The organism is Actinomadura sp. NBRC 104412 (assembly GCF_030269515.1).
In the GTDB taxonomy this organism is placed as follows: domain Bacteria; phylum Actinomycetota; class Actinomycetes; order Streptosporangiales; family Streptosporangiaceae; genus Spirillospora.
This window is the reverse complement of the sequence record NZ_BSTM01000040.1, coordinates 23,933-50,701: the sequence shown is the minus strand read 5'-3', so window position 1 is coordinate 50,701 and position 26,769 is coordinate 23,933. Positions and strand designations below refer to the sequence as shown.

The 26,769-nt window shown below is 71.4% G+C and carries 23 protein-coding genes, 1 tRNA gene and 1 pseudogene; 13 read left to right on the top strand and 12 right to left on the bottom strand.

Going from position 1 to position 26,769, the window contains the following annotated elements; all coding sequences use genetic code 11:
- The first annotated feature begins 6 nt into the window (after window positions 1-6).
- The 5 genes from QSK21_RS32390 to QSK21_RS32370 all read left to right on the top strand — a co-directional run bounded on the left by QSK21_RS32390 (window position 7) and on the right by QSK21_RS32370 (window position 5,370).
- Window positions 7-1,224 (top strand): glycosyltransferase, encoded by a 1,218-nt coding sequence (locus QSK21_RS32390; protein WP_285701370.1) that lies wholly within the window; start codon window positions 7-9, stop codon window positions 1,222-1,224.
- Window positions 1,221-1,739 (top strand): hypothetical protein, encoded by a 519-nt coding sequence (locus QSK21_RS32385; RefSeq protein WP_285701369.1) that lies wholly within the window; start codon window positions 1,221-1,223, stop codon window positions 1,737-1,739. Before QSK21_RS32390 ends, QSK21_RS32385 begins: the two co-directional genes overlap by 4 nt.
- 32 nt (window positions 1,740-1,771) lie before the next feature.
- Window positions 1,772-3,361: a glycosyltransferase family 4 protein gene (locus tag QSK21_RS32380; protein ID WP_285701368.1), complete on the top strand. Its 1,590-nt coding sequence runs from the start codon at window positions 1,772-1,774 to the stop codon at window positions 3,359-3,361.
- Between the two features lie 72 nt (window positions 3,362-3,433).
- Window positions 3,434-4,807 carry a glycosyltransferase gene (locus QSK21_RS32375; RefSeq protein ID WP_285701367.1) on the top strand — a complete coding sequence of 458 codons (1,374 nt, stop codon included), beginning with the start codon at window positions 3,434-3,436 and terminating at the stop codon, window positions 4,805-4,807.
- A 2-nt stretch (window positions 4,808-4,809) separates the two neighbouring features.
- A complete protein-coding gene (locus tag QSK21_RS32370; RefSeq protein ID WP_285701366.1) occupies window positions 4,810-5,370 on the top strand; it encodes a hypothetical protein in 561 nt (186 codons plus the stop codon).
- Window positions 5,371-5,373: 3 nt separating this feature from the next.
- Here QSK21_RS32370 and QSK21_RS32365 read toward each other — a convergent pair whose 3' ends face one another.
- The 7 genes and pseudogenes from QSK21_RS32365 to QSK21_RS32335 all read right to left on the bottom strand — a co-directional run.
- Window positions 5,374-5,991, bottom strand: a complete 618-nt coding sequence (locus QSK21_RS32365) for an acyltransferase (protein WP_285701365.1) — start codon at window positions 5,989-5,991, stop codon at window positions 5,374-5,376.
- Entirely contained in the window at window positions 5,988-7,964 is a 1,977-nt protein-coding gene (locus QSK21_RS32360) for a glycosyltransferase family 2 protein (protein WP_285701364.1), read from the bottom strand. Before QSK21_RS32360 ends, QSK21_RS32365 begins: the two co-directional genes overlap by 4 nt.
- 23 nt (window positions 7,965-7,987) lie before the next feature.
- The gene (locus QSK21_RS32355; protein ID WP_285701363.1) at window positions 7,988-9,787 is read right to left on the bottom strand and encodes a CDP-glycerol glycerophosphotransferase family protein; all 1,800 of its coding nucleotides are present in this window, start codon (window positions 9,785-9,787) and stop codon (window positions 7,988-7,990) included.
- An 80-nt stretch (window positions 9,788-9,867) separates the two neighbouring features.
- Window positions 9,868-11,289 carry a bifunctional cytidylyltransferase/SDR family oxidoreductase gene (locus QSK21_RS32350; RefSeq protein ID WP_285701362.1) on the bottom strand — a complete coding sequence of 474 codons (1,422 nt, stop codon included), beginning with the start codon at window positions 11,287-11,289 and terminating at the stop codon, window positions 9,868-9,870.
- 240 nt (window positions 11,290-11,529) lie between these two features.
- Window positions 11,530-12,618 (bottom strand): acyltransferase family protein, encoded by a 1,089-nt coding sequence (locus QSK21_RS32345; RefSeq protein ID WP_285701361.1) that lies wholly within the window; start codon window positions 12,616-12,618, stop codon window positions 11,530-11,532.
- Between the two features lie 126 nt (window positions 12,619-12,744).
- Window positions 12,745-12,817, bottom strand: a tRNA-Glu gene (locus QSK21_RS32340).
- 431 nt (window positions 12,818-13,248) lie between these two features.
- Window positions 13,249-13,974, bottom strand: a pseudogene (locus tag QSK21_RS32335) (metallophosphoesterase family protein); the annotation flags it as partial.
- Window positions 13,975-14,561: 587 nt separating this feature from the next.
- Between QSK21_RS32335 and QSK21_RS32330 the strand changes: the two are divergent.
- Window positions 14,562-14,903, top strand: a complete 342-nt coding sequence (locus tag QSK21_RS32330; protein ID WP_285701360.1) for a metallopeptidase family protein — start codon at window positions 14,562-14,564, stop codon at window positions 14,901-14,903.
- Window positions 14,904-15,083: 180 nt separating this feature from the next.
- Window positions 15,084-16,937, top strand: a complete 1,854-nt coding sequence (locus QSK21_RS32325) for an MFS transporter (protein ID WP_285701358.1) — start codon at window positions 15,084-15,086, stop codon at window positions 16,935-16,937.
- A gap of 178 nt (window positions 16,938-17,115) precedes the next feature.
- Here QSK21_RS32325 and QSK21_RS32320 read toward each other — a convergent pair whose 3' ends face one another.
- On the bottom strand, window positions 17,116-17,466 hold the full coding sequence (locus QSK21_RS32320; RefSeq protein WP_285701357.1) for a PspC domain-containing protein: 351 nt from the start codon (window positions 17,464-17,466) through the stop codon (window positions 17,116-17,118).
- Window positions 17,467-17,618: 152 nt separating this feature from the next.
- Between QSK21_RS32320 and QSK21_RS32315 the strand changes: the two genes are divergently transcribed.
- Window positions 17,619-18,770, top strand: coding sequence for an acyl-CoA dehydrogenase family protein (locus QSK21_RS32315; RefSeq protein WP_285701356.1), 1,152 nt, complete (start codon window positions 17,619-17,621; stop codon window positions 18,768-18,770).
- 188 nt (window positions 18,771-18,958) lie between these two features.
- On the top strand, window positions 18,959-19,981 hold the full coding sequence (locus QSK21_RS32310) for an aspartate-semialdehyde dehydrogenase (RefSeq protein WP_285701355.1): 1,023 nt from the start codon (window positions 18,959-18,961) through the stop codon (window positions 19,979-19,981).
- A 59-nt stretch (window positions 19,982-20,040) separates the two neighbouring features.
- Here the strand turns inward: QSK21_RS32310 and QSK21_RS32305 are convergent, their stop codons facing one another.
- Window positions 20,041-20,256: a DUF2277 domain-containing protein gene (locus QSK21_RS32305; RefSeq protein ID WP_285701354.1), complete on the bottom strand. Its 216-nt coding sequence runs from the start codon at window positions 20,254-20,256 to the stop codon at window positions 20,041-20,043.
- A gap of 69 nt (window positions 20,257-20,325) precedes the next feature.
- A complete protein-coding gene (locus QSK21_RS32300) occupies window positions 20,326-21,363 on the bottom strand; it encodes an alpha/beta hydrolase (RefSeq protein ID WP_285701352.1) in 1,038 nt (345 codons plus the stop codon).
- 253 nt (window positions 21,364-21,616) lie between these two features.
- On the opposite strand from QSK21_RS32300, the gene QSK21_RS32295 reads away from it, so the two are divergent.
- The 4 genes from QSK21_RS32295 to QSK21_RS32280 all read left to right on the top strand — a co-directional run bounded on the left by QSK21_RS32295 (window position 21,617) and on the right by QSK21_RS32280 (window position 24,698).
- Window positions 21,617-22,036 carry a T3SS (YopN, CesT) and YbjN peptide-binding chaperone 1 gene (locus QSK21_RS32295; RefSeq protein ID WP_285701351.1) on the top strand — a complete coding sequence of 140 codons (420 nt, stop codon included), beginning with the start codon at window positions 21,617-21,619 and terminating at the stop codon, window positions 22,034-22,036.
- Window positions 22,037-22,077: 41 nt separating this feature from the next.
- Window positions 22,078-22,836: an isocitrate lyase/PEP mutase family protein gene (locus QSK21_RS32290; protein WP_285701350.1), complete on the top strand. Its 759-nt coding sequence runs from the start codon at window positions 22,078-22,080 to the stop codon at window positions 22,834-22,836.
- 195 nt (window positions 22,837-23,031) lie between these two features.
- Complete coding sequence (locus tag QSK21_RS32285; protein ID WP_285701349.1) at window positions 23,032-23,418, top strand: hypothetical protein; 387 nt, start codon at window positions 23,032-23,034, stop codon at window positions 23,416-23,418.
- Between the two features lie 14 nt (window positions 23,419-23,432).
- Window positions 23,433-24,698: a D-arabinono-1,4-lactone oxidase gene (locus tag QSK21_RS32280; protein ID WP_285701348.1), complete on the top strand. Its 1,266-nt coding sequence runs from the start codon at window positions 23,433-23,435 to the stop codon at window positions 24,696-24,698.
- A 71-nt stretch (window positions 24,699-24,769) separates the two neighbouring features.
- Here the strand turns inward: QSK21_RS32280 and QSK21_RS32275 are convergent, their stop codons facing one another.
- Window positions 24,770-26,224, bottom strand: coding sequence for an aldehyde dehydrogenase family protein (locus QSK21_RS32275; RefSeq protein ID WP_285701347.1), 1,455 nt, complete (start codon window positions 26,222-26,224; stop codon window positions 24,770-24,772).
- A 133-nt stretch (window positions 26,225-26,357) separates the two neighbouring features.
- On the bottom strand, window positions 26,358-26,678 hold the full coding sequence (locus tag QSK21_RS32270) for a hypothetical protein (protein ID WP_285701346.1): 321 nt from the start codon (window positions 26,676-26,678) through the stop codon (window positions 26,358-26,360).
- Window positions 26,679-26,769: the final 91 nt, after the last annotated feature.

Below are 26,769 nucleotides of genomic sequence, written 5' to 3'. Positions count from 1 at the left end.
ACGAGCATGGCCGACAACCGGGACGTGGCCGTCGTCACTCCCTGGTATCCCATCCCGCAGACCCCGTTCGCCGGTGCCTTCGTCGCCGCGATGGTCGAGGCGACGGCACCCGGATGCGGCGAGGTCACCGTGTACCACACCGACGCGTGGCGTGCCCGGATGAAGAGCGCGGAGGAGCGGGAGGCGGCGGAGGAGGCGTACCGCCGCCTGCTGCCGACCGCGTTGCGGCGTGGGAAGACCGTCGGGGGCGCCGAGCTGCTGCGGGTTCCGGTGCCGTGCCCGAAGGGCAGCTTCGACGAGCTCGCCAGGCTTCACGCGTCCTGGCTGGGCGAGGCGCTGGGCGGCGAGCCGATCCCCGCCCCGGTCGTCCACGCGCATGTGGGCCTGCGGGGCGGCTGGACGGCGCTGGAGAACGCTCGGCCGGACGCGCGGGTGTTCGTCACCGAGCACGCCTCCTACATCGACACGGTGCTCGACCACCCCGGCTGCCGGGACATGTACGGGCAGGTGCTGGAGCGCTGCACCGGCTTCTTCGCGGTGACCGAGGCCCTGCGGGACAAGCTGGTCGCGGCGTTCCCGTCGCTCGCCCACAAGATCGAGCTGATCTCCAACCCGATCTCCTTCGAGGAGCGCCGTCCCGAGCCCGTCACCGAGCTGCGCCGCTGGCTGTACGTGGGCACCCTGATCGAGCGCAAGGGCGTCGGCTGGCTGCTGGAGGCGTTCGCCAAATGCCACGCCGAGGACCCGAAGCTGACGCTGACGATCGCCGGGTCCGGGGCGCTGGCCGACGAGCTGGCGCGGCGGGCCGGTGAGCTCCAAGTCGACCAGGCCGTGACCATGCTCGGCGCGGTCCCGCCCGACGAGGCGACCCGGCTGATGCGCGAGCACGACCTGCTCGTGCATCCAGCGCGCTGGGAGACGTTCGGGGTGTCCATCATCGAGGCGGTCGCCGCGGGCATGCCGGTACTGGTGACCCGGTGCGGCGGCCCCGAGCACACCCTCGCGGGGATCGAGGACGCGGCCGGGCAGATGGTCGACGTCGAGGAGAGCGCCGACTCCCTTGTCGAGGGGTACCACCGGCTGCGCGAGCGCTTCCCGCACGACCTGGACCTGGAACGGGCGCGCCGTACGCTGGACGACCGGTTCGGCTACCGGACGGTCGCCGAGGCGCACTACGAGCACTGGTTCCCCGAGGACACGGCCGGCGGAGGTGACGAGGGATGAACGTTCTGTTCCTGGCCCTGGGCGGCACCCGCAGGCCCGCGGTCGCCGCCGAGGCGGGACGGATCGTCGCCGACGGCGGCACCGCGACCGTGCTGGTCCGCAAGGCCGCCTCATGGGAGAAGGACCCGCTGCCCAGCGGTGTCAAGCTGGTCGAACTGAGCACGTACCAGCGCGATCGTCCCTGGTGGGTGCGGTTGCCTCTGTACCGGGTGCCCCGGCTGCTGCTGCGCGTCTGCCTGCCCGGTCCGCTGAGCGGGACCCGTGAGCGGGTGGACAACGCCTACCGGCGCCGTGTCGCCCGTCCCATCGACCGCCGGCTGGCCCGCTTCTACCGCCGCGACCCCGCCGAGGTCCTGCGGCGGGCGGTGCTGGCGGTCGGGTCGCCCGACCTGCTGGTGGTCGCGGACGTGCAGTCGTTCGCCCCCGCCAGTGGGCTGCTGGCCGGGACGGCGCGAACGTCCGAGGGCTGGGGGAAGGATCTCGACGTGGCGTTCTACGGCCGACTGGCCGTCTGATCCGCCCAGGCCCGAACGGCAGAGGAGAAGTGATGCAGGGCGAAGACGACGCGGCCACCCCCGCGGCATCGCGTGGCCGGATCGTCATGCTCGTCGACAACGGGGTCACGATCGACTCGCGGGTGCAGAAGGCGGCGCAGTCGGCCGCCGAGGCCGGCTGGGAGGTCCACCTCATCGGCTGCACGTTCGGCGGGAGACCCAAGTCCTGGACGCTGGGGAAGGCCAAGGTACGGCTCGTGCCCGTGCCGACGACGCTGGAGGGGCCTCCGCGGCGCTGGGTCCGCTCCCAGCTACGGCGCCCGCTCGCCTACGCGGACGCGGGCACGGCCGCGTACCGCCGCAGGCTCGTCCAGTCCCGCAGGTCCGATCTGGCCGCGAGCCGGCTCACGCTCAAGGCGGGCCCGGCCTCGCCGCGAGCCGTGTGGCTGATGGGCCGCCGGGTCGCCGCGAAGGTCCAGCAGCGCTGGGTCGGGCTGCGCGAACGCCAGACCCGTTCGCTGGCCAAGGCCCGGAGCAATCCGGACTCGCCCGTGGAGCGGCTCGCCATCGGCTTCTGGCAGCGGCTGCTCGGCGACCGCTGCTGGCGGGTGCTGGACCGGAGCCTGTGGGACTGGGAGACGGCCTACGGGAAGGTGATCGACAAGCTGCGGCCGGACATCATCCACGCCAACGACTTCCGCATGCTCGGCGTCGGCGCCCGCGCCGCGCTCCGAGCCCGCGCCAAGGGCCGGGACGTCAAGCTCGTGTGGGACGCGCACGAGTTCGTGCCCGGCATCAGGTCGTGGAGCGTCAGCCCGCGGTGGCTGCCCGCGATGTGCGCGCACGAGCGCGAGTACGCCGGGATGGCCGACGAGGTGGTGACCGTGTCGGAGCCACTGGGCGATCTGCTGGTCGAGACCCACGGATTGCGCAAGCGGCCCACCGTCGTCCTCAACGCCCCGATCGTCGGCGCGCCGGCGTCGGACGACGGCGAGCCCGTGCCCGACCTGCGGGAGCTGTGCGGCATCGGCCCCGACACCCCGCTCGCCGTCTACAGCGGCGTCGCGTCCCCTCAGCGCGGCCTGGACGTGATGGTCGAGGCGCTGCCGAAGCTGCCCGACCTGCACGTCGCGCTCATCGTCTCCAAGCCGAAGGTCGAGTACGTCCAAGAACTGCGCGCCCGAGCGCGGGAACTCGGCGTCGCCGACCGCCTGCACGTTCGGGGGTACGTGCCGTTCCACCAGGTCGTGGAGCTCCTGTCGGTGGCCGACCTCGGGGTGATCCCGATCCACCACTGGCCGAACCACGAGATCGCGCTGATCACCAAGTTCTTCGAGTACTCCCACGCCAGGCTGCCGATCGTGGTCAGCGACGTGAAGGCGATGGGCGAGATGGTCAGGGCCACCGGGCAGGGCGAGGTGTTCCGCGCCGAGGACGTCGCCGACTACGTGCGCGCCGTCGAGGCGGTGCTGACCGACCCCGCCAGGTACCGGAGCGTGTACGACGACCGCCCCGACCTGCTCCGGGAGTGGACGTGGGAGGCACAGGCCGAAGTGCTCGACGGCGTCTACGGCCGGCTGCTGGCCGGGACCGCCGGTTCCGACCGATCCTCCTCGTCGCCGGGGAGGTCCGGTCGCTCGTGAACGCGCCCGTACCGCCCGTCCACACGACCGACCGGGATCGGCCCGCGGCCGGTCAGAGCAAAGGGTGACATCATGTCCGAACGCCGTCCGCGCGTGCTCTACCTCGCGTTCTACTTCCCGCCTTCGCGGGCCAGCGGGGTGTACCGGGCCCGCGCCACCGCCAACCGCCTCGCCGAGCAGGGCTGGGACGTCACGGTCTTCGCGGCGCCGCTGCCCTTCCTGTACGACACCATCGGGTCGGTCGACGAGAAGCTGCTGGAGACCGTCGACCCGCGGATCACGGTGGTGCGGCCCCGCCTGAACCGGTACTCGTGGCAGACGGACCTGCACGACTTCAGCCGGTTCCGCGGCATGTTCCCACACCTCGCGCACTCCCTGTACCTGTGGGGGCAGAAGCGGATCTTCCCAGAGCGCTATCTGTCCTGGGCGCGCGCCAGCGTCGTCAAGGCGCTGCGGATGCACGCGCGGCGCAGGTTCGACGTGGTGCTGGCCACCGGGAACCCGTTCGCGTCGTTCGGCGCGGCCTGGCTGTTCAACCGGCTGACCCGCACCCCCTTCGTCATCGACTACCGGGACTCCTGGACGCTCGACCAGTTCGACGAGTGCCCGATGTTCGACGACGACCATCCGGCCTGGCGGTGGGAGCCGCGGATCCTCCGGCGGGCGGCCAACTCCGTGTTCGTCAACGAGGCGCAGCGGGCCTGGCACGCCGAGCGCTACCCGCAGGCGGCCGACCGGATGATGATCGTCCTGAACGGGTGGGACACCGACACGCTCGCGGAGATCGCCGAGCCGCCCCCCGCGGCCCGGGCCGAACGGGGCGGGCGCCCACTGCGGTTCTCGTTCGTCGGGACGATCACCGAGAAGCAGCCCATCGAAGAGCTGGTGGAGGCGTTCGTCCGCGCCCGCGAGTATCCCGACGTGGCGGGGGCCGAGCTCGACCTCTACGGGTACTTCGGGTTCTTCAGGGGCGCCGTCGAGCCGCTCCGCCGGCGGTTCGCCGAGGCGGCGTCCGGCGAGGAGCGACGGGACGAGGGGTACATCGCGCCGGGCGTCCGCTACCGCGGCCCGGTGTCCAAGACCGACCTCGCCGACGTCTACCGGGACTCCGACGTCCTGGTGTTCCTCAACGGCGGCGGCCGGTACGTCACCTCCGGCAAGATCTTCGAGTACATGGCGGCGGGGCGTCCCATCGTGTCGGTGCACGCGCCGGGCTCGGCGGCCGAGGAACTGCTGAAGGACTACCCGCTGTGGTTCAACCCGGGCGGCCTCGACCCGGCGGACATCGCCTCGTCGATGGTGGAGGCGGCGAAGGCGGCGGCCGGTCTCGACCAGCGGCAGGTGGACGAGGCCCGCGCCTACGCCGAACGGTACGAACGCAGCATCACGCTGGAACCGCTCGTGCGGCGGCTGAGCGAACTGGCCGGACGCGGCGGCGGGGAATGAGCATGCAGGGGGCTGACGTGAACGAGGCGAAATCCCCGCGGGTGCTGGTGCTGGCCATGGACCCCGGAGGCGGGCGCAGGGCGGAGGTGTCCGAACTGGCCGGGTACTTCCTGAACGAGGGCGCGCAGGTCGATCTGGTGACCGCCCGGGAGAAGGGCTGGGACGAGCTGGACGAGCGGGTCCGCTTGCACCAGCTCCGGCCCATCGAGGCCAGGCATCCGCTGCCCTGGCTGGAACGCGCCCTGGTCATCAGGGCTCCCCGGCTCGTGTCCCGCCCGGTGAAGCGGCTGGGACCGCCCGGGGCGTTCCTCGACCGCGTGCGGAGCCGGATCAGCGGCACGATCCACCGGCGGCTCTTCCTCCCGTTCTACAAGCACGTCCGGCCGCTGCTGCTGGCACGGCTGGCACGCCGGCGCGTCCTGCCGCGGATCGACATGTCCCAGGTCGAACGGGTCGTCGTGGCCGACAGGACCGCGATGACGCTCGGCTGGCGGCTGGCCCGCAAGCACAAGGACCTCACCATCACCACGCGCAGGGACAAGGACCTCCACGGCCGCCCTTGACGGTCAGCGGGGCTTCTCCGTGAGCACCACCGTGTCCGGATCGTCGCCCGCAGGGGCCTCGATGTAGGTTTCGCCGGTACGCGGGCACTCCCACGTACCGTCCGGGCGCTGGGTGAGGCGCGCCCCGGCCCTGCCGACCCAGCCGATGCGGCGCGCCGGGACGCCGGCGACCAGCGCGAAGTCGGGGACGTCACGGGTCACGACCGCGCCGGCCGCGACCATCGCCCAGCGGCCGACCCGTACCGGCGCGACGCACACGCTGCGGGCGCCGAGCGACGCGCCCTCGGCGACGTGCACCCCGACCGCCTCCCAGTCGCCGCCGCGCTTGAGCTTCCCGTCCGGGTCCACCGACCGCGGCTCCCGGTCGTTGGTGAGGACGACCGCCGGGCCGACGAAGACGCCGTCCTCCAGGATGGCGGGCTCGTACACCAGCGCGTGGTTCTGCAGCTTGACGTTGTCGCCGATGCGCACGCCGGCGCCGACGTACGCGCCGCGTCCCACGATGCAGTTCGCGCCCAGCCGGGCGTTCTCGCGGACCTGCGCGAGATCCCAGATCGTGGTGCCGTCACCGAGCTCGGCGCTAGGGTCGACCTGCGCGCTCGGCGTGATCCGGTGGCTCATGCCCCGCCTTTCTCAACGTCGTGCCGTCGTGCTCGGAAACGCCCTGCCGCCCGCCGGAGCCGTGCCACCAGCGGTGTCGCGACCCGCACGGTCATCGGGTCGAGCCGGACCATCGCGCGGCGCGGTGGCAGCAGCGACGTGATCACCGGCCCGCGCGCGCCGCCGCCTGGAACGCGGATCGCGACCGGGTCAGCGACGCCGTCGATCCGGAACGATACCCGCCACGTGCCCGACCGGGCACCGGCAAGGGGGACTTCGGCGACATGGCGCGACGGGCTACCGGGGTCGGGCACGAGCGGTGTGCGGATCGCGGTGCCGTCGTACCCGTGGCGCTGGAGCAGAACGCTCATGCCGGGGCGCGGGTCGCCGAGCGGCGGCTCACCGGTCACCCGGAGGCGGCGGCCCTTCGACCATTCGACCTGGACGTTCCGCAGGTCGGACGGGATGAGGGCACCGCCGACCTCGATGGCGAGCGTACCGTGCTTGGCCGTCTCCGGCAGCGGACGGACGAGGCGCCGGCCCGCGTCCGCTGGGAGGAGGGCCGTCGGCGGGACGGCCATGCCGCGCGGCTTCTCCAGCGGCGCCGTGAGGGTGTGTCCTTCGATGGCCGCCTCGACGCTCAGCTCCCAGCGGCCGTCCTCCCAGGTGGCCGGGAGATGGATCGTTCCCGTGAAGGCCGTGGCCCGTCCCTCGCCGGATGCGCCGGACACGTCCTCCGGAGAGGTCTCGCAGAGGATCCGGTGGCGCTCGCCCTCGCCGTCGTTCATCAGCAGATGGACCTCGGGCGTTCCCTCGTCCACCCCAGGAATCGTGACGGTGCCGGTGACCGCAAGGCCGTCTTGCTCCCAGGTGACCCCGGTCACGGTGGGGCGGAGCTTCGGGGACGTCTCGAAGCGCGCGTCGGGAATGCCCACCGACTCGTCCCGGAAGAACGGAAGCCGGACGTAGGCGCGACCGCTCTCCAAGAGGATCCCGGGACGAGACTCCTTCCTGTGGAAGCGCAGAAGGGTTTCGAGCTGCGCATCGAGGTCGTGCTGTATGCAGTAGGCGACCACCCGGCGGAACGGATTGAAGCGGGCCAGCAGCCCTGGCGTCAGCCAAGCGTCCAGAAGCTCCCGGCACCCGACTCTGGCGACCTTCCGCTCGTCCGTGGAAGAGTCCAGGTAACGCCGTTCGAGCCGGGCGAACACCTCCTGGTGCAGGTAGCGGTAGTGCAGCCGCTCCCGGTGCTCGCCCGGCTCGGTGTGCTCGGCGATCATCGCCATCGCCTGTGCGGTGATGGCGTGGACGTCGGCGGTGGCCGCCCCGCCCATCTGGGTGCTGCTCGTCCCGTCCGCCCTGGCGGTCCAGTAGTAGCAGTCGTAGTCCGCCAGCACGGACACGCCGTTCGCCTTCAGATAGGCCCCTGTGGTGAACAGGTGGTCCTCGTGGGAGAGCAGGCCCTCGGTGAACCGCAGCCCCGCCCTGTCGATCAGCGATCGGCGGAACAATTGGAGGGCGGCCATCGACATCCTGGGCAGCAGGTCGCAGCCCGGGTCGAGCGGATGGGCGCGCTCGATGTTCACCTCGGAGACCTGGCTCACCACGCGCCCGCCCGTCCCGACCCGCCTGCCGAGGACGACATCGGTGCCGTTGCGTTCGGCCATCGCCGTCATCCGCGCCAGCGCCTCGGGGCCGAGCCGGTCGTCGGCGTCCAGGAAGAACACGAACGTCCCCGACGCCAGCTCCAGCCCCCGGTTGCGCGGCGCGCCCGGTCCGCCGGAGGCCGGCTGGTGGACGACCGTCAGCCTGTCATGGATCCGGGCCAGCTCGTCCAGCAGTTCGGCGGAGCCGTCGGTCGAGCCGTCGTCGACCGCGATCACCTCGACCTGACCGGGCGGCAGGGTCTGGGTGAGGGCCGACTCAAGCGCGGCCTCCACCGTGTGCCGACAGTTGTGGACCGGCACGATCACGCTGACAAGCGGTGGTGCCAAGGCTTCCCCCGATTCGGCCCCCGCTAGGCGGGCTCCAGGGTGGCCGGCTGGGCGGGGACACCGTACAGGGTGGAACGCGGACCCGCCTCGGCCAGGGCGTCGACGGCGGCGGCGAACCGGGTCATGGCGTCCGGGCTCTCGGGGCCCAGGAGGTAGTCCCTGAGCTCGCGCCGCTTTTCGGCCAGGGCGTCCTGGTCCGGGGCCGCCAGCACGCCGGGGATGACGCCCAGCTCGGCGCAGTCCGGGTTCAGCAGGTACGCGGCCGACGCGGACGGGAACGCGGTGCGGAACTCGGCCTCGTCCAGGCCGTTCGGGTTGGACACCATGTACGGCTTCAGGCTCGGCATGTAGTCGGAGATCACGCTGGAGATGTCGGTGATCAGCATGTCCGACCGGTTGAAGCAGTCGTGCAGCGACGCCTCGGCGCCGGTGACCACGCTGTGCGCGCCGCCCGCCCGGTTCGCCCGCTCGATCAGCTCGATGACGCGCTCGTGCGCGGCGCGGGCGGCCGCCATGCGCGTCCCCGTGTACGGGTGCGGCCGGTAGATGACCCGCAAGGAGCCCTGCGCCAGCAGCGTGGTGATGATCTTCTCGCCCATGGTGAGCAGGGAGCAGTAGCTGTGCTCGCTGTCCCAGCCCTCCCAGGTCGGCGCGTACAGGACGGTGGGCACCTCGTTGCCGGACGGGCCGGTCTCGATACCGGTGAGCTGCGGGCGGCCCACCTCGACGATGGCCTCGTCCCGGACCCCGGCGTCGGAGTTGCGGTAGCGGTCGCGCCCGGCCGGGCCCGCGACCCAGACCTGGTCGAAGACCTTGCTCACCGGGTTGGAGCTGGAGTCCTTGTCGCTGTCGCCGTGGCCGACGAACACGTGCTTGATGTGGGGTTCGCGCAGCAGGTGGAGGTTCTTGCCGGTGTTGCCGGTGTAGAGCGCGACCCGGACGCTGGACCAGTCGAAGTTCATGACGTCCTCGGCGCGGGTGACGCACACGATCGGCAGCGGCGTGGGGGCCAGCGCCCTCGCCAGCTCCGGCGTGCGGACCACCACCATCGCCTTGCGGTCCAGCCGCTCCAGCGCCTCCAGCCACATGTTGGCCTGGTAGGCGTTGGAGGTCAGGCCGGTGAAGTACAGCACGACCTCCGGCTGGTAGGCGGTGACGCGGCGCTGCACGTCCTTGCCCACGTGGGCGCCGTTCAGCAGGTAGCGGAGTCGGCGCAGGCGCGGGAGCTGCCCGGCGCAGACGGCCAGCGCGGCGGCCGCCGTCACCCCGAGCCCGGCGAGCAGCGACGGCAGCGGGGCGCCCGTCAGCAGGCCGGCGGCGCCGAACACGAGGGGAAGGGCGTCGCCGTGCTGTTCGAGCAGGCCGACCAGCCGTGGCTGCCAGGCGGGCGGCGGGGCGGGGAACGCCGGCTCGCCCTTGCCCAGGTTCCGGGTGGCGTACGGGATCCTGCCGACACGTTCGAGCGAGGCCGAGCCGGCCAGCGCCATCGCCCGCGTCCAGTCCAGGACGAACAGGCCCGCCACCGCCGTCACGACCGTCGCGTCCGACACGTCAGCGGCACGGACGAGCAGCAGCACGAGCGCGGCCTGCCGGGCCATCAGCCGCGCGCCCGCGGCCATCCCGCCCCAACGCAGCGGCCGGTCCGCCTCCGGCGCCAGCCGCTCGACGAGCAGCTCGGCCATGTGGCACAGGACCGCCGCGCCCAGGAACCAGCCGGGTGACCCCACCACGGCGGCCACGAGCAGCAGCGCCAGCGTTCCGGGCAGGGTCAGCACGGGTGAACCCCGCAGAAGGATCCTGTACAGGGAGACGAGTCGCCGCACGGCGTACCTCCGACTGATCAGCGCGGCCTCTGGGGGGAGGCGGAGGATGGGGGAAGGGGGTTGTTGGTCAGGTTTCGGCGTCAGCCGGAACGGCCGCCGTTGAGCAGCGGGTCCTCGCGGCGCACGTCGATGACCTGACCGGTGAGGTCGGACAGCAGGACGTTCAGCGACGTCCGGGCCACCTGGTCGGCGCTGAGCAGGGTGTGGGGCGGCTCCTGCCCGAACGCCGCCGTCCGCATCGGGGTGCTGGTCCGTTCCGGGTTGATGCAGTTGATCCGGACCCCGTCGGCCGACCACTCGTCCGCCAGCGCCTGCGTCAGGTTCACCGTGGCCGCCTTCGCGGACGAGTACAGGCTGTAGTCGGCGCGCCCGCGGGTGTACGAGCTGGAGGTGTAGAGGAGCAACTGCCCCTTGGTCTTGGCCAGGTACGGGAACGACGCGCGGGCGATGTGGATCGGCGCCAGGTAGTTCACCCGCAGCGCCTCCTCGATCGCCTCCGGCGCGATCGTGTCGAGCCGCCCGATGCGCAGCACGCCCGCCGTGTTGACGACGAAGTCGACGCGCCCGGTCGCCGAGTACGCCTGGGCGAGGGCGGCGGCCACGTCGTCCGGCCGTTCGACGTGGGTGCGGGTGGCGCCCCTGCTGTAACCGAACACGCGGGCGCCGGACCGCTGGGCGAGCTCGCGGACGGCGGCGCCGATGCCCTGGCTGGCCCCGAACACGATCATGGTCTTGCCGGCCAGCGCCTCGGCGTACTGCTCCTCGGTCAGGTCCGGGGCGTCCGACGAGGCGAGCTGGAACAGCTTGTCCGCGACGAACATGTCGACCGGCTCGGTGACCTTCATGTTGTGCTCGTCGCCCCGGACCACGTAGATCGGCGTGCCGGGCAGGTAGCGCAGCACCACCGTGCAGTCGTCGGTCGCCTCGAAGTCCTCGTCCTGCCACGCCTTCTCGTACGCGGCGCGGATGGTGGCGAGCCGGAAGCCCTGCGGGGTCTGCCCGCGCCGCAGGCTCGCCCGGCGCGGCACGTCGACGATCACGTCCTCGTCGACCTTGATGATCGTGTCGGCCGAGGGGATGGCCACGTCCACGGCCAGGTGCTCGCGCAGGGCGGCGACGCAGTCGCGGATGATGCGCTGCGACAGCAGGGGACGCACCGCGTCGTGGAAGAGCACATTGGTCGACTCCGCGGGATGGTCCGCCAAGGCGTCGAGCGCGAGCTGGGTCGTGGCGTTGCGGGACGTCCCACCGGGCAGGACCGCCGTGACCTTGGTGCAGCCGGCCTTCTTCACGCACTCCGCCGCGTCCTGGAGGAACCCGGGGTTCATCAGGACGAGGATCTCGTCGATGTCCGGGGCGTCCTCGAAGACGCGCAACGTGTGCTCCAGGATCGTCCTGCCCGCGATCTTGAGGAGCTGTTTGGGGGTGCTGAGCCCCATCCGCTGCCCGCTGCCACCCGCCAGGATGACGGCAACGGTACGACGCTCACCCTGCGGTGCCATGACCAATACGTCCGTCCCTTTCCTCGAAGGCAGCGCTGACCGACCGCCGGCGTCGCTGTGACCGGGTGGGGATCCCGAAGGGGGGCGGGCGGGCGCCGTGGTATCGCGGGGCCTGCGGATCCGCACATGGAAACTGAGGGTTAACTTTACCTGGCCAGCGGAGGTGTGTGGGGATTTCGGGCATTCCGAAGGGGTTCGTGATCTCCGTGTGACTGGCCGGGACCACCGTGGCGCGGGAGGTCACTTCCGGGTGAACAACGCCCGCAGATCGGGTTCGACCGCCCACCGGGTCACCTTGCGGACGGGTGCGGTGCACAGCACGGTCACGAGCACGAAGCACACCGCCACCACGAGCAGGACCCCCGGGACGCTGTCGATCCAGGACACCTTGTTCCAGCCCTGGAACGCGAAGAACCGGGTGAAGAACCCGTGCAGCAGGTACCCGTACAGGGTCGCGGTGCCGAGGTCGGTGTACCAGGTGCGGCGGGACGGCGTGACGGCGAGGAAGGCCATGAGCAGCACTGTCGCCGTCAGCAGCAGCCCGATCCGCATCATCGTGCCGGTCAGCTCGTCCACGCCCATGTCGGCGTTGGAGGTGTTCCAGAACAGCCAGCGGTTGTTCATCCGGTCGTGGGTCAGGTAGGCGACGCCGAACCCGGCGACCAGCGTCACGGCCCCCGCGATCCGTACCGGCGGCCGCCGGAGGAACACCAGCACCTCCGGCCCGATGCGCAGGCCGAGCACATAGAACGGCAGCAGCCCCAGGATCCGGTAGATGTCCAGCGTGTTGCCCATGTCGCCCATGTACGCGAGCAGGCAGACCAGCACCGCCGTCGCCAGCGGGTACTTGAGCCGCCGCCACATCGGGGTGAGCAGCCGCCACACGAACAGCGCCAGCAGGAACCAGGTCACGTAGTACGGGTCGAGCAGGTCGAACTGGAACTTCCGCTCGCCCGCGGCCCACGCGAACAGCGCGTAGCCGCTCTGGAAGATCAGGTACGGGGCCAGGGTGGACCCCACCAGCCCGATCACCCGCTCGTCGGTGAAGCTGAACCGCTTCGACAGATAGCCGCTGATCACCAGGAACACCGGCATGTGGAACATGTAGCAGAAGGTCCAGATCACCGCGCCGAGCCGGACGTCCTTCATCCCCGCCAGACCGTGCGCGGCGGCGACGAGCAGGATCGCCAGGAACTTGGCGTTGTCCAGATGCGGGTCGCGCGGCTTGCGCGCGGCACCGCCCGGCGCCCGCCGCGCCTCCGGCGTACGTTCCGCGGAAAGCTCAGCGGTCCCCCGGCCCACGACGGACGCCTCAGATGTCTGTGTCATAGAGAACCCTGAATCCTGAGAGGGCTCGCAGAGCATACCGGAAACGCCCGCCCCCACCCCCCAGGACAACCCGCCGACCAGCGAATTCAAGCCCTAAAGGGCCGACACGGCGACAGGAAGAACAGGTACCCCCTACCGGATTCGAACCGGCGCTACCGCCTTGAAAGGGCGGCGTCCTAGGCCGCTAGACGAAGGGGGCCCTTGTGGCAGGGTCGGCTGCCACTCGACCGGTCCAGCATAGGGGACAACCAGGCTGGAAGCATAAACGGTTAGTCGCCCTCGGGTTGGACGGGTCGGGGATGGGCTGGTTGGCGGGGTTGTCTCGGTGGGCCATTGGGATGGGGGCAGGGACGGGAAGGTCGGGGAGCTGGTGGGTGGGGTGGTCCTGGGGATGCCGATGGTGCGGTCGGGGTTGGGTTCCAGGCGGCGTTCGATCTGGGCGGAGGTGAGGCCTAGGCCGCCTAGGCGGATGTCGTCCCAGCCTTGGAGGCGGTGGGTGGCGCGGCTGAAGTAGAGGACGGACAGTTCGATCGGGGTGGGTTGTTCGTGTTCGAGGCCGCGGAGGCCGGCGCCGCCGGTGGAGCCTTGGACGAAGACGCGGGTGCCGGTGGGGAGCAGGCGTGTGGAGCGCTGGTGGCTGTGGCCAGATAGGACGAGCGGGGTGACGCCGGAGAAGCCTTCGCCTTCCGCGGGATCGTGGGTGACGACCATGTCGGGGGTCTCGCCGGTGTTGCGAAGCTTCTGGGCCAGTTGCGCGCCGCGTGTACGGAGTTGGGCGGTGCCCAGGTTGTCGTCGCGGGTCGTCTTGTCCGGGGTGAAGCGGGGGTCGCCTACGCCGTAGATGCGCAGGCCCTCGACTTCCTTGAGGTCGTCGTCGAGGACTATGGCGTTCTTCTGGCGGTCTACGGCGCGGGCGACTCCCGTGGAGTCGTGGTTGCCGCGCACGAAGACGTAGGGGACCTTCAGGGATTTGATGTCGTCGGCGAACCGTTCCTCGGGGTCGCTGCCGTGGTCGGTGAGGTCGCCGCAGTCGATGATGAGGTTGGCCTTGAACTGGCTGCTGACCGAGCGGATGACCGACCAGGCGGCGGGGTTGAGGTGGATGTCGGAGACGAGCAGGACGCGGAGGGTGGACGGGTCCGGTTCGTAGGTGGGGAGGGTCGAGGTGGCGGCGTACAGGCGTGAGACGTTGCCCACCAGGCGTGCGAGCTGGGCGCGGTAGGCGGAGAAGCGTTCGACGATGCTGCGGGCGTCACCTACGACCTGGGGTGCGTTGGCGAGGAGGCCCGTGTAGCGGGGTTCCGCGATCGCCTGGGGGTTGAACGTGAGCCAGGTGAGGAGCGTCAGGGCGAGCATCCCGGCGAACGCGGAGCCCAGGCCGACCAGGGCCTTGCGCCAGGAACGGAAGACGACCAGGCCGGTGAGGAAGGAGAGGGCGAAGGCGAGGGCGGTCGCGCGGAGGAGGAGGACGATGACGCCGTGCCGGAGCTGGTCGCCTATCTGGTCGGTGAGCTCGTCCAGCCCGGTGGGGTTCTCTATCAGCTCGCGGGCGGGTTCGGGACGTAGTTCGGTGACGCGGGCCTCAAGGGATATGGGGCCCCAGTGCGTGTCGAGCTGCAACGCTCCAAGTGGGGGAATCTGGATGGTCGTGCCGCCGCCCCAGTGGGTGCGTAGGAGCAGGGAGACGTCGGTAGGGCCGATGGGGGTTTCGATGCGTCCCCCTAGGAGGAGGCCGACGAGGCCACCGGCGAGGCCGGCGAGCACCACTGCGGTGGCGCGGCTCCAGCGGCGGACCCGGGGGCCGGTGAGGTACGGGGGGAGCCGTGAGAGGTGCCTGGCTAGGGGGGTCCAGGCGTTGGCCAGCGCGGTCCGGGCCTTGCCTAGCGCGGTCCGGAGGTGCGCTACGAGCACGGTCTCTCCTTTCCGTCGAGCACAATGATGTCGTGATCGAGATGACGCGCGAAGCGTTCGAGGAACTGGTCGGTGAGGCACTCGACACGGTTCCACCGGAGCTGGCCGCGCACATGCGGAACGTCGTCATCGTCGTTGAGGACGACGCGCCCGAGCCCGGCCTGCTCGGCTTGTATCAAGGAGTACCCCTGACCGAGCGGGGCGACTGGTACGGCGGCGTACTTCCCGATCACATCGCCATCTATCGCAACGAGATCCTGCGGATCTGCGATACCGAGCAGGACGTGGTGGAGGAGGTCCGGATCACCGTGGTCCACGAGATCGCCCACCACTTCGGGATCGACGACCGCCGGCTGCACGAGCTCGGCTACTGACCGTTCCGGTCTTTTTTTGGCGCCGTCCGGTGAGATTCGGCGCGTCCAATTTCCCGGCATTTGGGGCAGGCAGGGCAAATCCCTTCACGAAATGGGCACGGTAGGTCACATAACTGCCACGCAGCGTGAGTTAATAGGAGGGTCGTCGCCCTCGGGCGGGCGGACCGAACTGGAGCGTGCGTGGCGGAGAGGCAAGCCGGTCGGCACCGGCGTCCACCGGAGTCCCAGGCCACCTATCGCGAGGTCTTCGCGGTGGGTGAGTTCCGCGCGCTCTGGTTCGCGCAGGCGCTGTCGTTCGTGGGCGACCAACTGGCCCAGGTCGCGCTGGCCGTCCTGGTGTACGAGCGGACGCGCTCGCCGCTGCTCACCGCGCTCGCCTACGCGCTGACCTACCTCCCCTCGATCGTCGGCGGGCCGGTGCTGTCCGGACTGGCGGACCTGTTCCCGCGGCGGCGGGTCATGATCGTCTGCGATGTCCTGCGGGCCGTGCTGGTGGCGGTCATGGCGCTGCCGGCCATGCCCTTCTGGGGGCTGTGCGCGCTGGTCTTCCTGATCGTGCTGATGGGGGCGCCGTTCAGCGCGGCGCGGGCGGCGGTGCTGCCGGACGTTCTGGACGGGGACCGGTACGTCGCGGGCTCGGCGATCACCAACATCACCCACCAGGCCACCCAGGTCCTGGGGTTCCTGGCCGGAGGCGCCGTCGTGGCGACCGTCGGCGCCCGCGGCGCGCTCGGCCTGGACGCGATCACCTTCCTGGTGTCGGCGCTGATCCTGCTCGGCGGGCTGCGCAGGCGTCCCGCGCCCAAGCGGCGGGAACGGGAGTCGCTCGGCCTGTGGAAGGGCACCGTGGAGGGCGGGCGGCTGGTCTTCGGCGACCGCATGCTGCGTTCCCTGGTGTCGTTCGCCTGGCTGTGCGGGTTCTACGTGATCCCCGAGGGGCTGGCCGCGCCCTACGCCGCCACGTTCGGCGGCGGGGCGGTGACGGTGGGGCTGCTCATGTCGGCGATGCCCACCGGCATGGTCATCGGGGCGTTCCTGTTCAGCCGTTGCGTCAGGCCCTCGAACCGGATCCGGTCCCTGGGGTGGATGTCGATCCTGGCGTGCGCCCCGCTCATCGGGTCCGCGGCCTATCCGCCCTTGTGGGTGGTCGTGGCGCTCTGGGCGCTGTCCGGGATAGGCAGCGCCTACCAGCTCGCCGCCAACGCCGCGTTCGTCGCCGCCGTCCCGCCGTCCGGGCGCGGGCGCGCGTTCGGGCTGGCGCAGTCGGGCATCCTGGCCGGTCAGGGCCTCGGCATCCTGATCGGCGGCGCCGCGGCGCAGGTGCTCGGCCCCGAGACCGTCGTCGCGTTCGCCGGGGCGCTGGGCCTGGCCGCCGCCACGACGCTCACCTTCTCCTGGAACCAGATCCGCGGCCGTGTGATCGCCACCATGCACGAGCGCGCCTCCCTGCGTCCCGAACGGCCGGAAGGGGGAGCGCCGCGGCCGGAGGCCGCCGCCGGAGTCACGAGCGGACCCGCGCCCGGCCCGCCACGTACCGAGGCCCTCGGCCCCGAGGCGCGAGCCGGTGCCGAGCGCGTCTCGGCGCTGGTCCATGCCGCCGCCCGGCACACCGGCGAGGGGCCGCCGGGCGGGGAGGAGGGCGCAGGGGCCGGTGTGGTGCCTGGGGCGCCGCGCTACGCACGGCCCGCGATCGGGGACATGCGCGCCCACCCGACCGGAAGCCCGGCCGGTGCCGCGATGGGGCGTCCCCGCGTCCCGTACGGGCTCGCCAGGACGCCGGGCACGTCCCCGCAAGCCCCGGAATCCCGCGTGTCCGGCGCGGCGTCCGGGGTTCCGGACGACCAGGAGGCCGGGGCGGAGTCCGGCGACGCTGGGGCCGTTCCTGAGGATGCCGTGGATGGGCGGCCGGGGGACGAGAAGGCCCGTCCCCGCGACGACGATGTCGAAGGGGAGTTCCGCCAGGTCGTGCGTGGCGCGGTGCCGCGTCAGGGACGCGCGCCCCGCTATGGGGCGGAACGGCGGACGCAGGGCTGACGCGCCCCGCAGGCAAGACGCGGGCAAGCGGGCGTCCCCTCTCGCCGCTGCTCCTGCCGTCGCGTTCCTCGTTCCGTCGTGAGCCGCCCGGGTTCCTGTGGGACGCGGGCCGGAGGCGGGGTCACGGCTCGGGGCGGCTCACGTGTGGCTTCGGTGGTTCAGGTGTGGTTCTGGTGGCTCAGGTGTGGCTGTGGTCCTTGGACTCCTTGTTGAGGTTCCGGTTCACGGCGTCCTTGGTCTTCTGGACGGCGTCCTGGACGGTCGGGTTCTCGTTGGCCTTCTTGATCATGTCCTCGGCGATGGAGGACGGGCGGCCCTCCTCGGGGATCAGGACCCAGGCGAGGGCGTAGACGAGGACGCCGGCGCCGCCGAAGACCGTGAAGGCGGCCAGGCCCAGCCGCAGGATGTTGGCGTCCACTCCGAGGTAGCGCGCGGCGCCGGAGCAGACGCTGGCGATGATCCTGCCGTCGCGGGTGCGGCGCAGCCGCTTCTCGGTGGGGCTGTTCTCGGTGCTCTTCTCCATGTCCATGTTTTGATCCTGCCCATCCGGCGAACGGTATGACATCGGGATTCACCCTGATTCGTCCCTGAAAGGGCCCCTGGCCGGGTGGCGTTCGTCCCTGGCCGTACCCTGACGGCGATACCCGGACCGCGGCGGAGCCGGACCGAGGAGGAAGCTCCATGGACATTCTGCGCGTCGACGACGCTCTGAGCGACGAGGAACGGATGATCCGCGACACGGTCCGGGCGTTCGTGGCCGAGCACATCGCCCCCAGGGTGGCCGAATGGTTCGAGGCCGGTGCCTTCCCCGCCCGGGAGCTGGCCCCTGAGCTGGGCAAGCTCGGGTTGCTCGGGATGCATCTCGACGGGTACGGCTGCGCGGGGATGAGCGCGGTGGCGTACGGGGTGGCCTGCCGGGAGCTGGAGGCGGCCGACTCCGGGCTGCGCAGCTTCGTGTCCGTCCAAGGGTCCCTGGCCATGTCCGCGATCCACAAGTACGGGTCGGAGGAGCAGAAACGGGAGTGGCTGCCGCGGATGGCGGCGGGCGAGGCCATCGGCTGCTTCGGCCTCACCGAGCCCGACCGCGGCTCCGACCCCGGTGACATGCGGACCCGGGCCCGCCGGGACGGGCCGGACTGGGTGCTGAACGGCGCCAAGATGTGGATCACCAACGGGTCGCTCGCGGACGTCGCCGTGGTGTGGGCCCGGACCGACGAGGGCATCAGGGGTTTCCTCGTGCCCGCCGGGACGCCCGGGTTCTCCGCCGGGAGCATCCACCGGAAGCTGTCCCTGCGGGCCTCGGTCACCTCCGAGCTGATCCTGGAGGACGTGCGCCTTCCCGCCGACGCCGTCCTTCCGGGCGTGACCGGGCTGAAGGGCCCGCTGAGCTGCCTGTCCGAGGCCCGCTACGGGATCGTGTGGGGGGCCGTCGGCGCGGGGCGCTCCTGCTACGAGGCGGCCGTCCAGTACGCGAAGACGCGGGAGCAGTTCGGCAGGCCCATCGGCTCGTTCCAGCTCACCCAGGAGAAGCTGGCCTGGATGGAGGTCGCCCTGGGCCAGGCGGGGCTGGTCGCGCTCCGGCTCGGAAGGCTCAAGGACGAGGGTGCGATCACGCCGCAGCAGGTGTCGTTCGGCAAGCTCGCGAACGTCCGTGCCGCGCTGGACGTGGCCAGGGAGGCCCGCACGATCCTCGGCGCGAACGGGATCACCCTCGAATACCCGGTGATCAGGCACATGAACAACCTGGAGTCCGTGCTCACCTACGAGGGCACGCAGGAGATCCACCTGCTCACCCTGGGCAAGGCGATCACCGGTCTGGACGCGTTCCGCTGATCCGGCACCTCCCGTGGACCCGGGCGCACGCCCCGCCTCTGGACGGCCGTGGCGTCCTCGAAGCCTTGCTTAAGGTTGGGTGGTAGGCATTCTGATTGGACGTGCCGGTGCGGATCCGGGCAGACTCTCGTTGTGCCAGGTCAGTGACGTACGTCGGATGTCAGCGGACAGGCGAGCGAGGGAGCGGCATGAGAATCGGGATCGTCGGCGCCACCGGGCAGGTCGGGAGCGTGATGCTCAGGATCCTGGCCGAACGCGGATTCCCGGTGGACGAGCTGCGGCTGTTCGCCTCGGCCCGTTCCGCCGGGCGCAGGATCGCGTGGCAGGACGCCGAGGTGACGGTGGAGGACGCGGCCACCGCCGACTACCACGGGCTCGACATCGTGCTCTTCTCCGCCGGGAAGGTCACGTCCAAGGCGCTGGCGCCGCGGGTCGCCGACGCCGGGGCCGTCGTGATCGACAACTCCTCGGCCTGGCGGATGGACCCGGACGTCCCGCTGGTGGTGTCCGAGGTCAACCCGCACGCGGCGGCGGTACGCCCCAAGGGGATCATCGCCAACCCGAACTGCACCACCATGGCCGCGATGCCGGTGCTGCGGCCCCTGCACGCCGAGGCGGGGCTGACCGCGCTGGTGGTGTCCACGTACCAGGCGGTCTCCGGCAGCGGGCTGGCCGGTGTGGCGGAGCTGCACGACCAGGCGAGCAAGGTCGTCGAGGGCGCGGACCGGCTGACCCACGACGGGCGGGCCGTGGAGTTCCCCGAGCCCCGGGTGTACGTCCGGCCGATCGCGTTCAACGTGGTCCCGATGGCCGGTTCGATCGTCGAGGACGGGCTGGCGGAGACCGACGAGGAGCAGAAGCTCCGCAACGAGAGCCGCAAGATCCTGGAGATCCCCGATCTGAAGGTCTCCGGCACCTGCGTGCGCGTCCCCGTGTTCACCGGCCACTCGCTGCAGATCAACGCCAGGTTCGAGCGGCCGATCGGCCCGGAGCGCGCCGCCGAGCTGCTGTCGGGCGCCGCGGGCGTGGTGCTGTCGGACGTGCCGACGCCGTTGCAGGCCGCCGGCCAGGACCCGACCTATGTGGGACGGATCCGGCGGGACGAGACCGTCGAGAACGGGCTCGCCCTGTTCTGCTCGGGCGACAACCTGCGCAAGGGCGCGGCGCTCAACGCCGTCCAGATCGCCGAGCTGGTGGCCGCCGCCGGCTGACCGCGACCGAGCCGCGTCCGATCCGCGACCGGCCGCCCCGGCGGTCGGCGCCTCGCCGTTCAGCTACGGGCGCCCCTGATCTCCAGGGATTCCAGGAGGACGGCGGACGCCCGTGTGATCTCCTCGACGGCCCGGTCGAACGCCTCGGCGTTGTGGGCGGCCGGGGCGCGGAACCCGGAGATCTTGCGGACGTACTGGAGCGCGGCGGCCCGCACGTCCTCCTCGGTGACGCCCTCGGTGAACGGTGGCCTGAGGGTCTTGATGCTGCGGCACATGCCCCCATTGTGGCCAACGCCTCGGACGGTCCGGCCCCCGCCGATGAGCGGAGGGGGCCGGGACGGAGATCACGGCGCCGTGGGGGCGATGCGTTCGCAGAGCCAGGCGAGGGCGAGCGGGTAGCGGTACTCGATGCCGCCGTGCTGGGCGTCGAACAGCTCGAAGTAGATGTTCTTCTCGTCCACGCCGTTGTCGAGCAGGGCCTGGTGGAACGCCTGCGCGCCGATGTCCAGGTACCACTCGTCGCGGGTGCCGCCGTCGATCCAGATGGCCCGCTGGGAGCGCATCGCCTCGGCGTGCCGCGGGACCATCCGCACCGGGTCGAGGTCCAGCCAGCGCTGCCAGACGTCCGGCTTGAGCACGCCGGTGACGGTGTCGAAGGGCAGCTCGGGGGTGCCGTCCTCGCGGGCGGAGTAGCACGCCGTGTAGCCGAGAAGCTCCAGCAGCTTGGCGTCGGCCGGCTTGGTGAACGACACCCGCGCGTTGAAGTCGTCCCACCAGCGGCCGATGTCGCCGTCATAGTCGCGCAGGGAACGGACCGCGTCCGGGAAATCGGAAAGGTAGCAGTATTCGAAAAGCGCGTCACCCGCGTGGGTGGCGAGCGCGCCGAAGAGATCCGGCCGGAGCATTGGCGTGATCATGGCGCCGTAGCCGCCGGACGATTTCCCGGAAATGGCGCGATGCCGGGCCTCCGGCAACGTCCGGTAATGCGCGTCCACCCAGGGGACGATTTCGTCGCAGAGGTAGGAGTGGTAGCGGCCCGTCCCGGGCGAGTCGAGGTACTGGCTGCCGCCGTAGGACGTCCAGGTGTCGACGTACACCACGATCGCGGGGGGCGCCTCGCCGCGGGCGAACACGGCGTCGGCGGTCTCGGGAAACGGCCGCCGGAACGCGGTCCGGTTCCGCCACATCGCGATATGCCCGGTGAACCCCATGATCACGTACACGGACGGGTAGCGCCTGAGGGGGTCGTCGTCGTAGCCGGGCGGCACGTACACCCACAGCGGGCGCTCGTGCGGGTCGTCCAGCGGGTTGCCGCGCAGCAGCTCGCTCGTGACGACGTGCTCGTCGATGCGTCCCGCGAGGTCGGCGGACCAGGGCAGCATGGCCACTCCTTCGTGGAGGTCGTCCGTTGTCCGTACCCGGCGACGCTATCCCATGCGCGTGTTTCGTGCTCTCACGTTCCCGTTATGGCAATTATTCCGAACGTTAATCGCGGCAAGCGTTTAAGACGCGATTGTCGTTGTCTGCTAGCCTTCCGGGCCATTGGCGCCACGCCCGGTGCCCGGCCGAGCGGTCGGCCGGGCGGCCGGCAGAGCAGCCGACAGAGCGGTACGAGACCCAGCAGAGGGATGCCCCATGAGCCGAGAGAGCACCGTCGCCCACGTGGAGAAGATCCTCCGGGCGTACCTGGAGACCGACGAGCTGGTCCGCGACGAGGAGGGGGACGTCCCGATCCGGCGGGGCAGCGCCCTGTACTACGTCCGCGTCGGCCGCCATGAGCCGTACCGCGTCGAGGTCGTGTCCTCGGTGCTGAGCGAGGTCGAGGAGAGCTACGAGCTGCTGCGCGCCCTCAACGAGATCAACGCCGGGATCTACGGCATCCAGGCGTACTACCGCAAGGGCCGGGTGATCTTCAGCGCCGACCTGCTCGCGGAGACCCTGAGGGCCGAGGAGCTGGAGCGGGCCTGCGCGCTGATCAGCGGTGCCGCGGACAAGTACGACGACGAGCTCCAGGCCAAGTTCGGCGGGAAGAAGACCTTCGAGGACGGCGAGTAGCGCCCCCCGGCCGTTCACCGTCCGACCCATCGGGGGAGAGCATGACCGACCACAACGAGAAGGCCGCCCTGCTTCGGGAGCTGCACCGTCCGGGCGACCCGCTGATCCTGCCGAACGTCTGGGACGCCGGGAGCGCGGCGATCGTCGAGCAGGCGGGCTTCCCGGCGCTGGCGACCGCCAGTGCCGCCATCGCGGCCATGCTCGGGTACCCCGACCACGAGGGCGCCCCGGTGGACGAGATGTTCGCCGCCGCGTCCCGCGTGATCCGCGCCGCGACCGTCCCGGTGACGGTGGACGCCGAGGCCGGGTACGGGCTGCCGGCGGCCGAGCTCGTCGAGCGGCTGGCCGGCATCGGCGCGGTCGGCTGCAACCTGGAGGACACCGACCACGAGACGGGCGAGCTCGTCCCCGCCGCCCGCCAGGCCGACTACATCGCCGCGGTGCGGGCGGCGGCCACGGCCGCGGGCACCGACCTGGTCATCAACGCCCGCGCCGACACGTTCATCACCAGATCGCCGGAGCCGGTCCGCGGCGCCATCGAACGGGGCCGCCTCTACCTGGAGGCGGGCGCCGATTGCGTGTACCCCATCATGGCGTCGGCCGAGGACGACATCGCCGCCCTCACCAAGGGCATCCCGGGCCCGGTCAACGCCAACGCCATCAGCGTGACGCCCGGCCGCCTGGCCGAGCTGGGCGTCGCGCGCATCTCGTACGGCCCCATGCCGTATCTGCACGCCTTGGACGCCCTGAAGTCCTTCGTCACCGGCCTCCGGGAAGGGGATTCCTCCGAGGGTTCCTGAAAATGGCCCACGGTGGCCGTGCCAGTCTGGGTTTCGGACGGACATTCCGTCCTTTTGTAGCGTTCAATTGGGGTGTCACTCAGACCTCGGAGAACGCAGATGGCACCTTCCCCTCCTCCGTCCCCGCGGCCCTCGCCTTACCCGCCTCCGCAGCGGTCGCATGCGGCGCCGAAACAGCACCGCAAAGGGATCTGGTTGGCAGGTGCCGCCGTCTTCCTGGCGGGGCTCGTCCTCGGGGCGGTCGTCCTCGCCGACGACCCGGAACCGGAACCCCTCGCGGGCCTCGGCACGCCGACCGCGCCGGTGACGGTGACCGAGTCCGTGACCGTCACGGCCAGTCCGGTCGTGACGGCCACGGCGACCGCCACCGCAACGGTCACCGCCTCGCCGTCCCCGACCCGTACGCCCAGCCCGACGCCGGGGGACAGGGACCGCGACCCCTGGGGGCCGCCACGGGACGACGCCAGGCGGCCTCGCGCGGTCGACCCGGGCGACTACTGCGACCAAGCGGGCGCGATCGGTTTCGCCTACGGCCGCATCTACACTTGCAAGGGACCTGGCCCGCTCAGGTGGCGCCGCTAGGGAAGGACGCGGACATGGCGGTGACCAACTGGTCCGGCAGCGTCACCTACGGGGCGGCGCGGACGCACCGCCCGCGATCGGTCGACGAGCTGCGCCGGATCGTCGCCGGGGCACGGCGCGTCCGGGCGCTGGGCAGCCGCCATTCCTTCAGCCTCGTCGCGGACACCGTCGATGACCTCGTGCGCCTCGACGGGCTGCCTCCCGAGGTGGAGGTCGGCGAGGGTCGTTCGACGGCGACGGTGAGCGCCGGCATGCGGTACGCGGAGGTCGCCGCGGACCTGCACCGGCGGGGGCTCGCGCTGGCGAACATGGCCTCCCTGCCGCACATCTCGGTCGCCGGGTCGTGCGCGACGGGCACCCACGGCTCGGGGGACGGGCAGCGCTCCCTGTCGGCGTCGGTCGTCGCGCTCCAGCTCGTCGGCCCGGACGGCGACCTGCTCGAACTGCGCCGCGACACCGATCCCGGGACCTTCCCCGGCGCGGTCGTGGCGCTGGGCGCGCTGGGCATCGTCACCCGCCTCACGTTACGGGTGGAGCCCGCGTTCGAGGTGGCGCAGCAGGTCCGCGTGAACGTCCCGCTGGACGAGATCGCGTCCCGGTTCGGCGAGGTCTTCGGCGCCGCGTACAGCGTCAGCGCGTTCACCGACTGGCGGAGCGGCGAGGCGAACGTGTGGCTCAAACGCCGCACCGACCGGCCCGAACACGATGGCGGGGCCGAGCGCAGGGTGTGGAACGGCGGGCGTCCGGCTTCGGAGCCGCTGCATCCCGTGCCGGGCATGCCCCCGGCCGCCTGCACCGTCCAGATGGGCGTTCCCGGGCCGTGGCACGAGCGCCTGCCGCATTTCCGTCCCGAGTTCACGCCGAGCGCGGGCGAGGAGCTGCAATCGGAATGGCTGCTGCCCCGCGAGACCGCGCCCGAGGTCATCGCCGCGATCCGGGACCTCGGCGACCTGGTCGCGCCCGTCCTCCACATCTCCGAGATCCGTACCGTCCGCGCCGACGACCTGTGGCTGAGCCCGGCGCAGGGACGGGACTCGGTGGCGTTCCACTTCACCTGGATCAGGGACCCGGACGGCGTCCTTCCGGTGGTCGCCGAGCTGGACGCGCGGCTCCTCCCGCTGGGCGCCCGCCCCCACTGGGGCAAGCTCACCACGGCGGCGCCGTCCGAGATCGTCGCCGCCTACGGCCATGCTCCCGACTTCGCGCGGCTGATGCGCACCCTCGACCCCGAGGGCAAGTTCCGCAACGCCTACGTGGACGGACTGTTCCCGCCCGCCTGAACCGGCCGCCCGTACCGCCCACCACCGCCCCGAGAGCGGAGGGACGGGCTCTCGGGGCGGTGGTGCGCCGGTCACCAGGTGATGGAGTGCGGCTCGGTGTAGGCGAGCAGGCCGTCCGGGCCCATCTCGCGGCCCAGCCCGCTCTGCCGGAAGCCGCCGAACGGAACGCGGTCGTCGCAGGCGACGGCGTTGGCGTTGTTGATCCAGGTGGTGCCCGTCCGCAGCCGCCGCGCGACCTCGGCGGCGCGGGACGGGTCGGCGCTCCACACCGAGGAGCACAGCCCCGACCAGCCGGTGTTCACCTCGGTGAGGACGGCGTCGAGGTCGTCGAACGGCAGGATCGGCAGCGCCGGGCCGAACTGTTCCTCGGTGACGATGCGCAGCGACGGGTCGGGGTCGAGCACCAGCGAGGGACGCAGGTAGTGGCCTCCGGAGGACGCCGCCTCGGGGGCGAGCGTGCCCAGCTCGCGGATCTCGGCGCCCGCGTCGCTCGCCTCCTGGAGCATCGAGGTCACGATGTCGCGCTGGGCCGCGCTGTTGAGCGGGCCGAGGGTGGTGGACGGGTCCTGGCCGGGCCCCACCCGGTGGGCGTTCAGCGCGCCCGTCATGGCCTCGACGAGCTCGTCGTACCGGGACCGGTGCACGTAGACCCGCTTGACGGCCATGCAGACCTGGCCGGTGGTGAGGAAGGCGCCGAGCGTGAGGCGGCCGATGTTCTCCTCACCGAGGTCGGCGTCGTCCAGCACGATCGCGGGGTCGTTGCCGCCCAGCTCCAGGGTGACGGAGGTGAGGTTCGGCGCCGCCGCCGCCATGATCCGCTTGCCCGCCGCGGTGCTCCCGGTGAAGACGATCTTGGCGACCCGCGGGTCGGAGACCACCGGGGACACCGCCTCGTTGCTGCCGGTCACCACGTTCACCACGCCCGCGGGCAGCCCGGAGGCGAAGCGCTCGATGGTGCGCACCAGCGACAGCGGCACGCTGGGCGGCGGCTTGATCACGACGGTGTTGCCGGCCGCCAGCGCGTACGGCAGGCTCGCCGCCAGGATCGCGATCGGCCAGTTGAACGGCACGATGATGGTGACGACGCCCATCGGCAGTGTGTGCAGTTCGGAGGTGAGCGGCGGGCCGTCGAAGCGCCGCACCTCACCGAGCGTGTCGACCAGGCTGAGCGCGTGCCGGGTGCGGATGCCGAACACGTCCATCTCGACGCTCGACTCGAAGGCGATCTTGCCGTTCTCGCGGGTCATCAGCTCCGCGCGTTCCTCGGCCGTGCCGTCCAGCAGGCCGAGCGCCGCTTCGATGATCTCCGCGCGCCGCTTGGCGGGCGTCGCCGCCCATGCGGGGAAGGCGTCGTAGGCGGCGGTGACCGCGTCCCGGGCCTGCTCCTGCGTCGCGGCCGCGGCGTAGCCGACGACCTCGTCGGGGGACGCGGGGTTGTGGATGGCCGTGTGGTCGTCGGTCTCCACGGTCGTGCCATTGACGATCAGGCCCGTGTGGACGGCGGGCCGGTCGGCGAGTTCGGTCATGGTGAAGCCTCCAGGGCGAGGTGGTGACCGAAGTCTTGCCCTTCGGCCCGTCCCCGTCCAGATCGTCTGCCGGCAGGCGAAAGAGGGGTTTGCGCACCTCTCGCCGTTCGTTTATAGGAGTGGCCGGGGACGGTCAGGAATTCTCGTCCCAGATGCGCTCGGCCCCTTCGGGCGCAGGTCCCTCGATCCGTCCTCGAACATCACGGGCCTGGACGACAGGGCCGTGCACGACGCCGCTGATCGAGTTCCGGAATCCCGCCGCGTCGTCACCGCGCCGAGCCACCCTCAGCCCGTGAACCGCCACCGCGAGCCCGCCGATCCCGATGAACGCGCCGAACACGCTGGCCATCTTGTCCGCCCTGTCGAGCCCGGCCGAGGCGAAGACGATCCCCAGCGCGACAACGCTTCCCACCCCGGCGACGACCGCGCACCACACGAGAACCCTCTTCGCCATACCGCCATCCTCGACCGGCTCCGCTCCGCGCGAAAGGCGCGGGCGTAGGGTGAAACCGGATTCCGGCTCCGTCAACCGTGCGCGAGGTGAC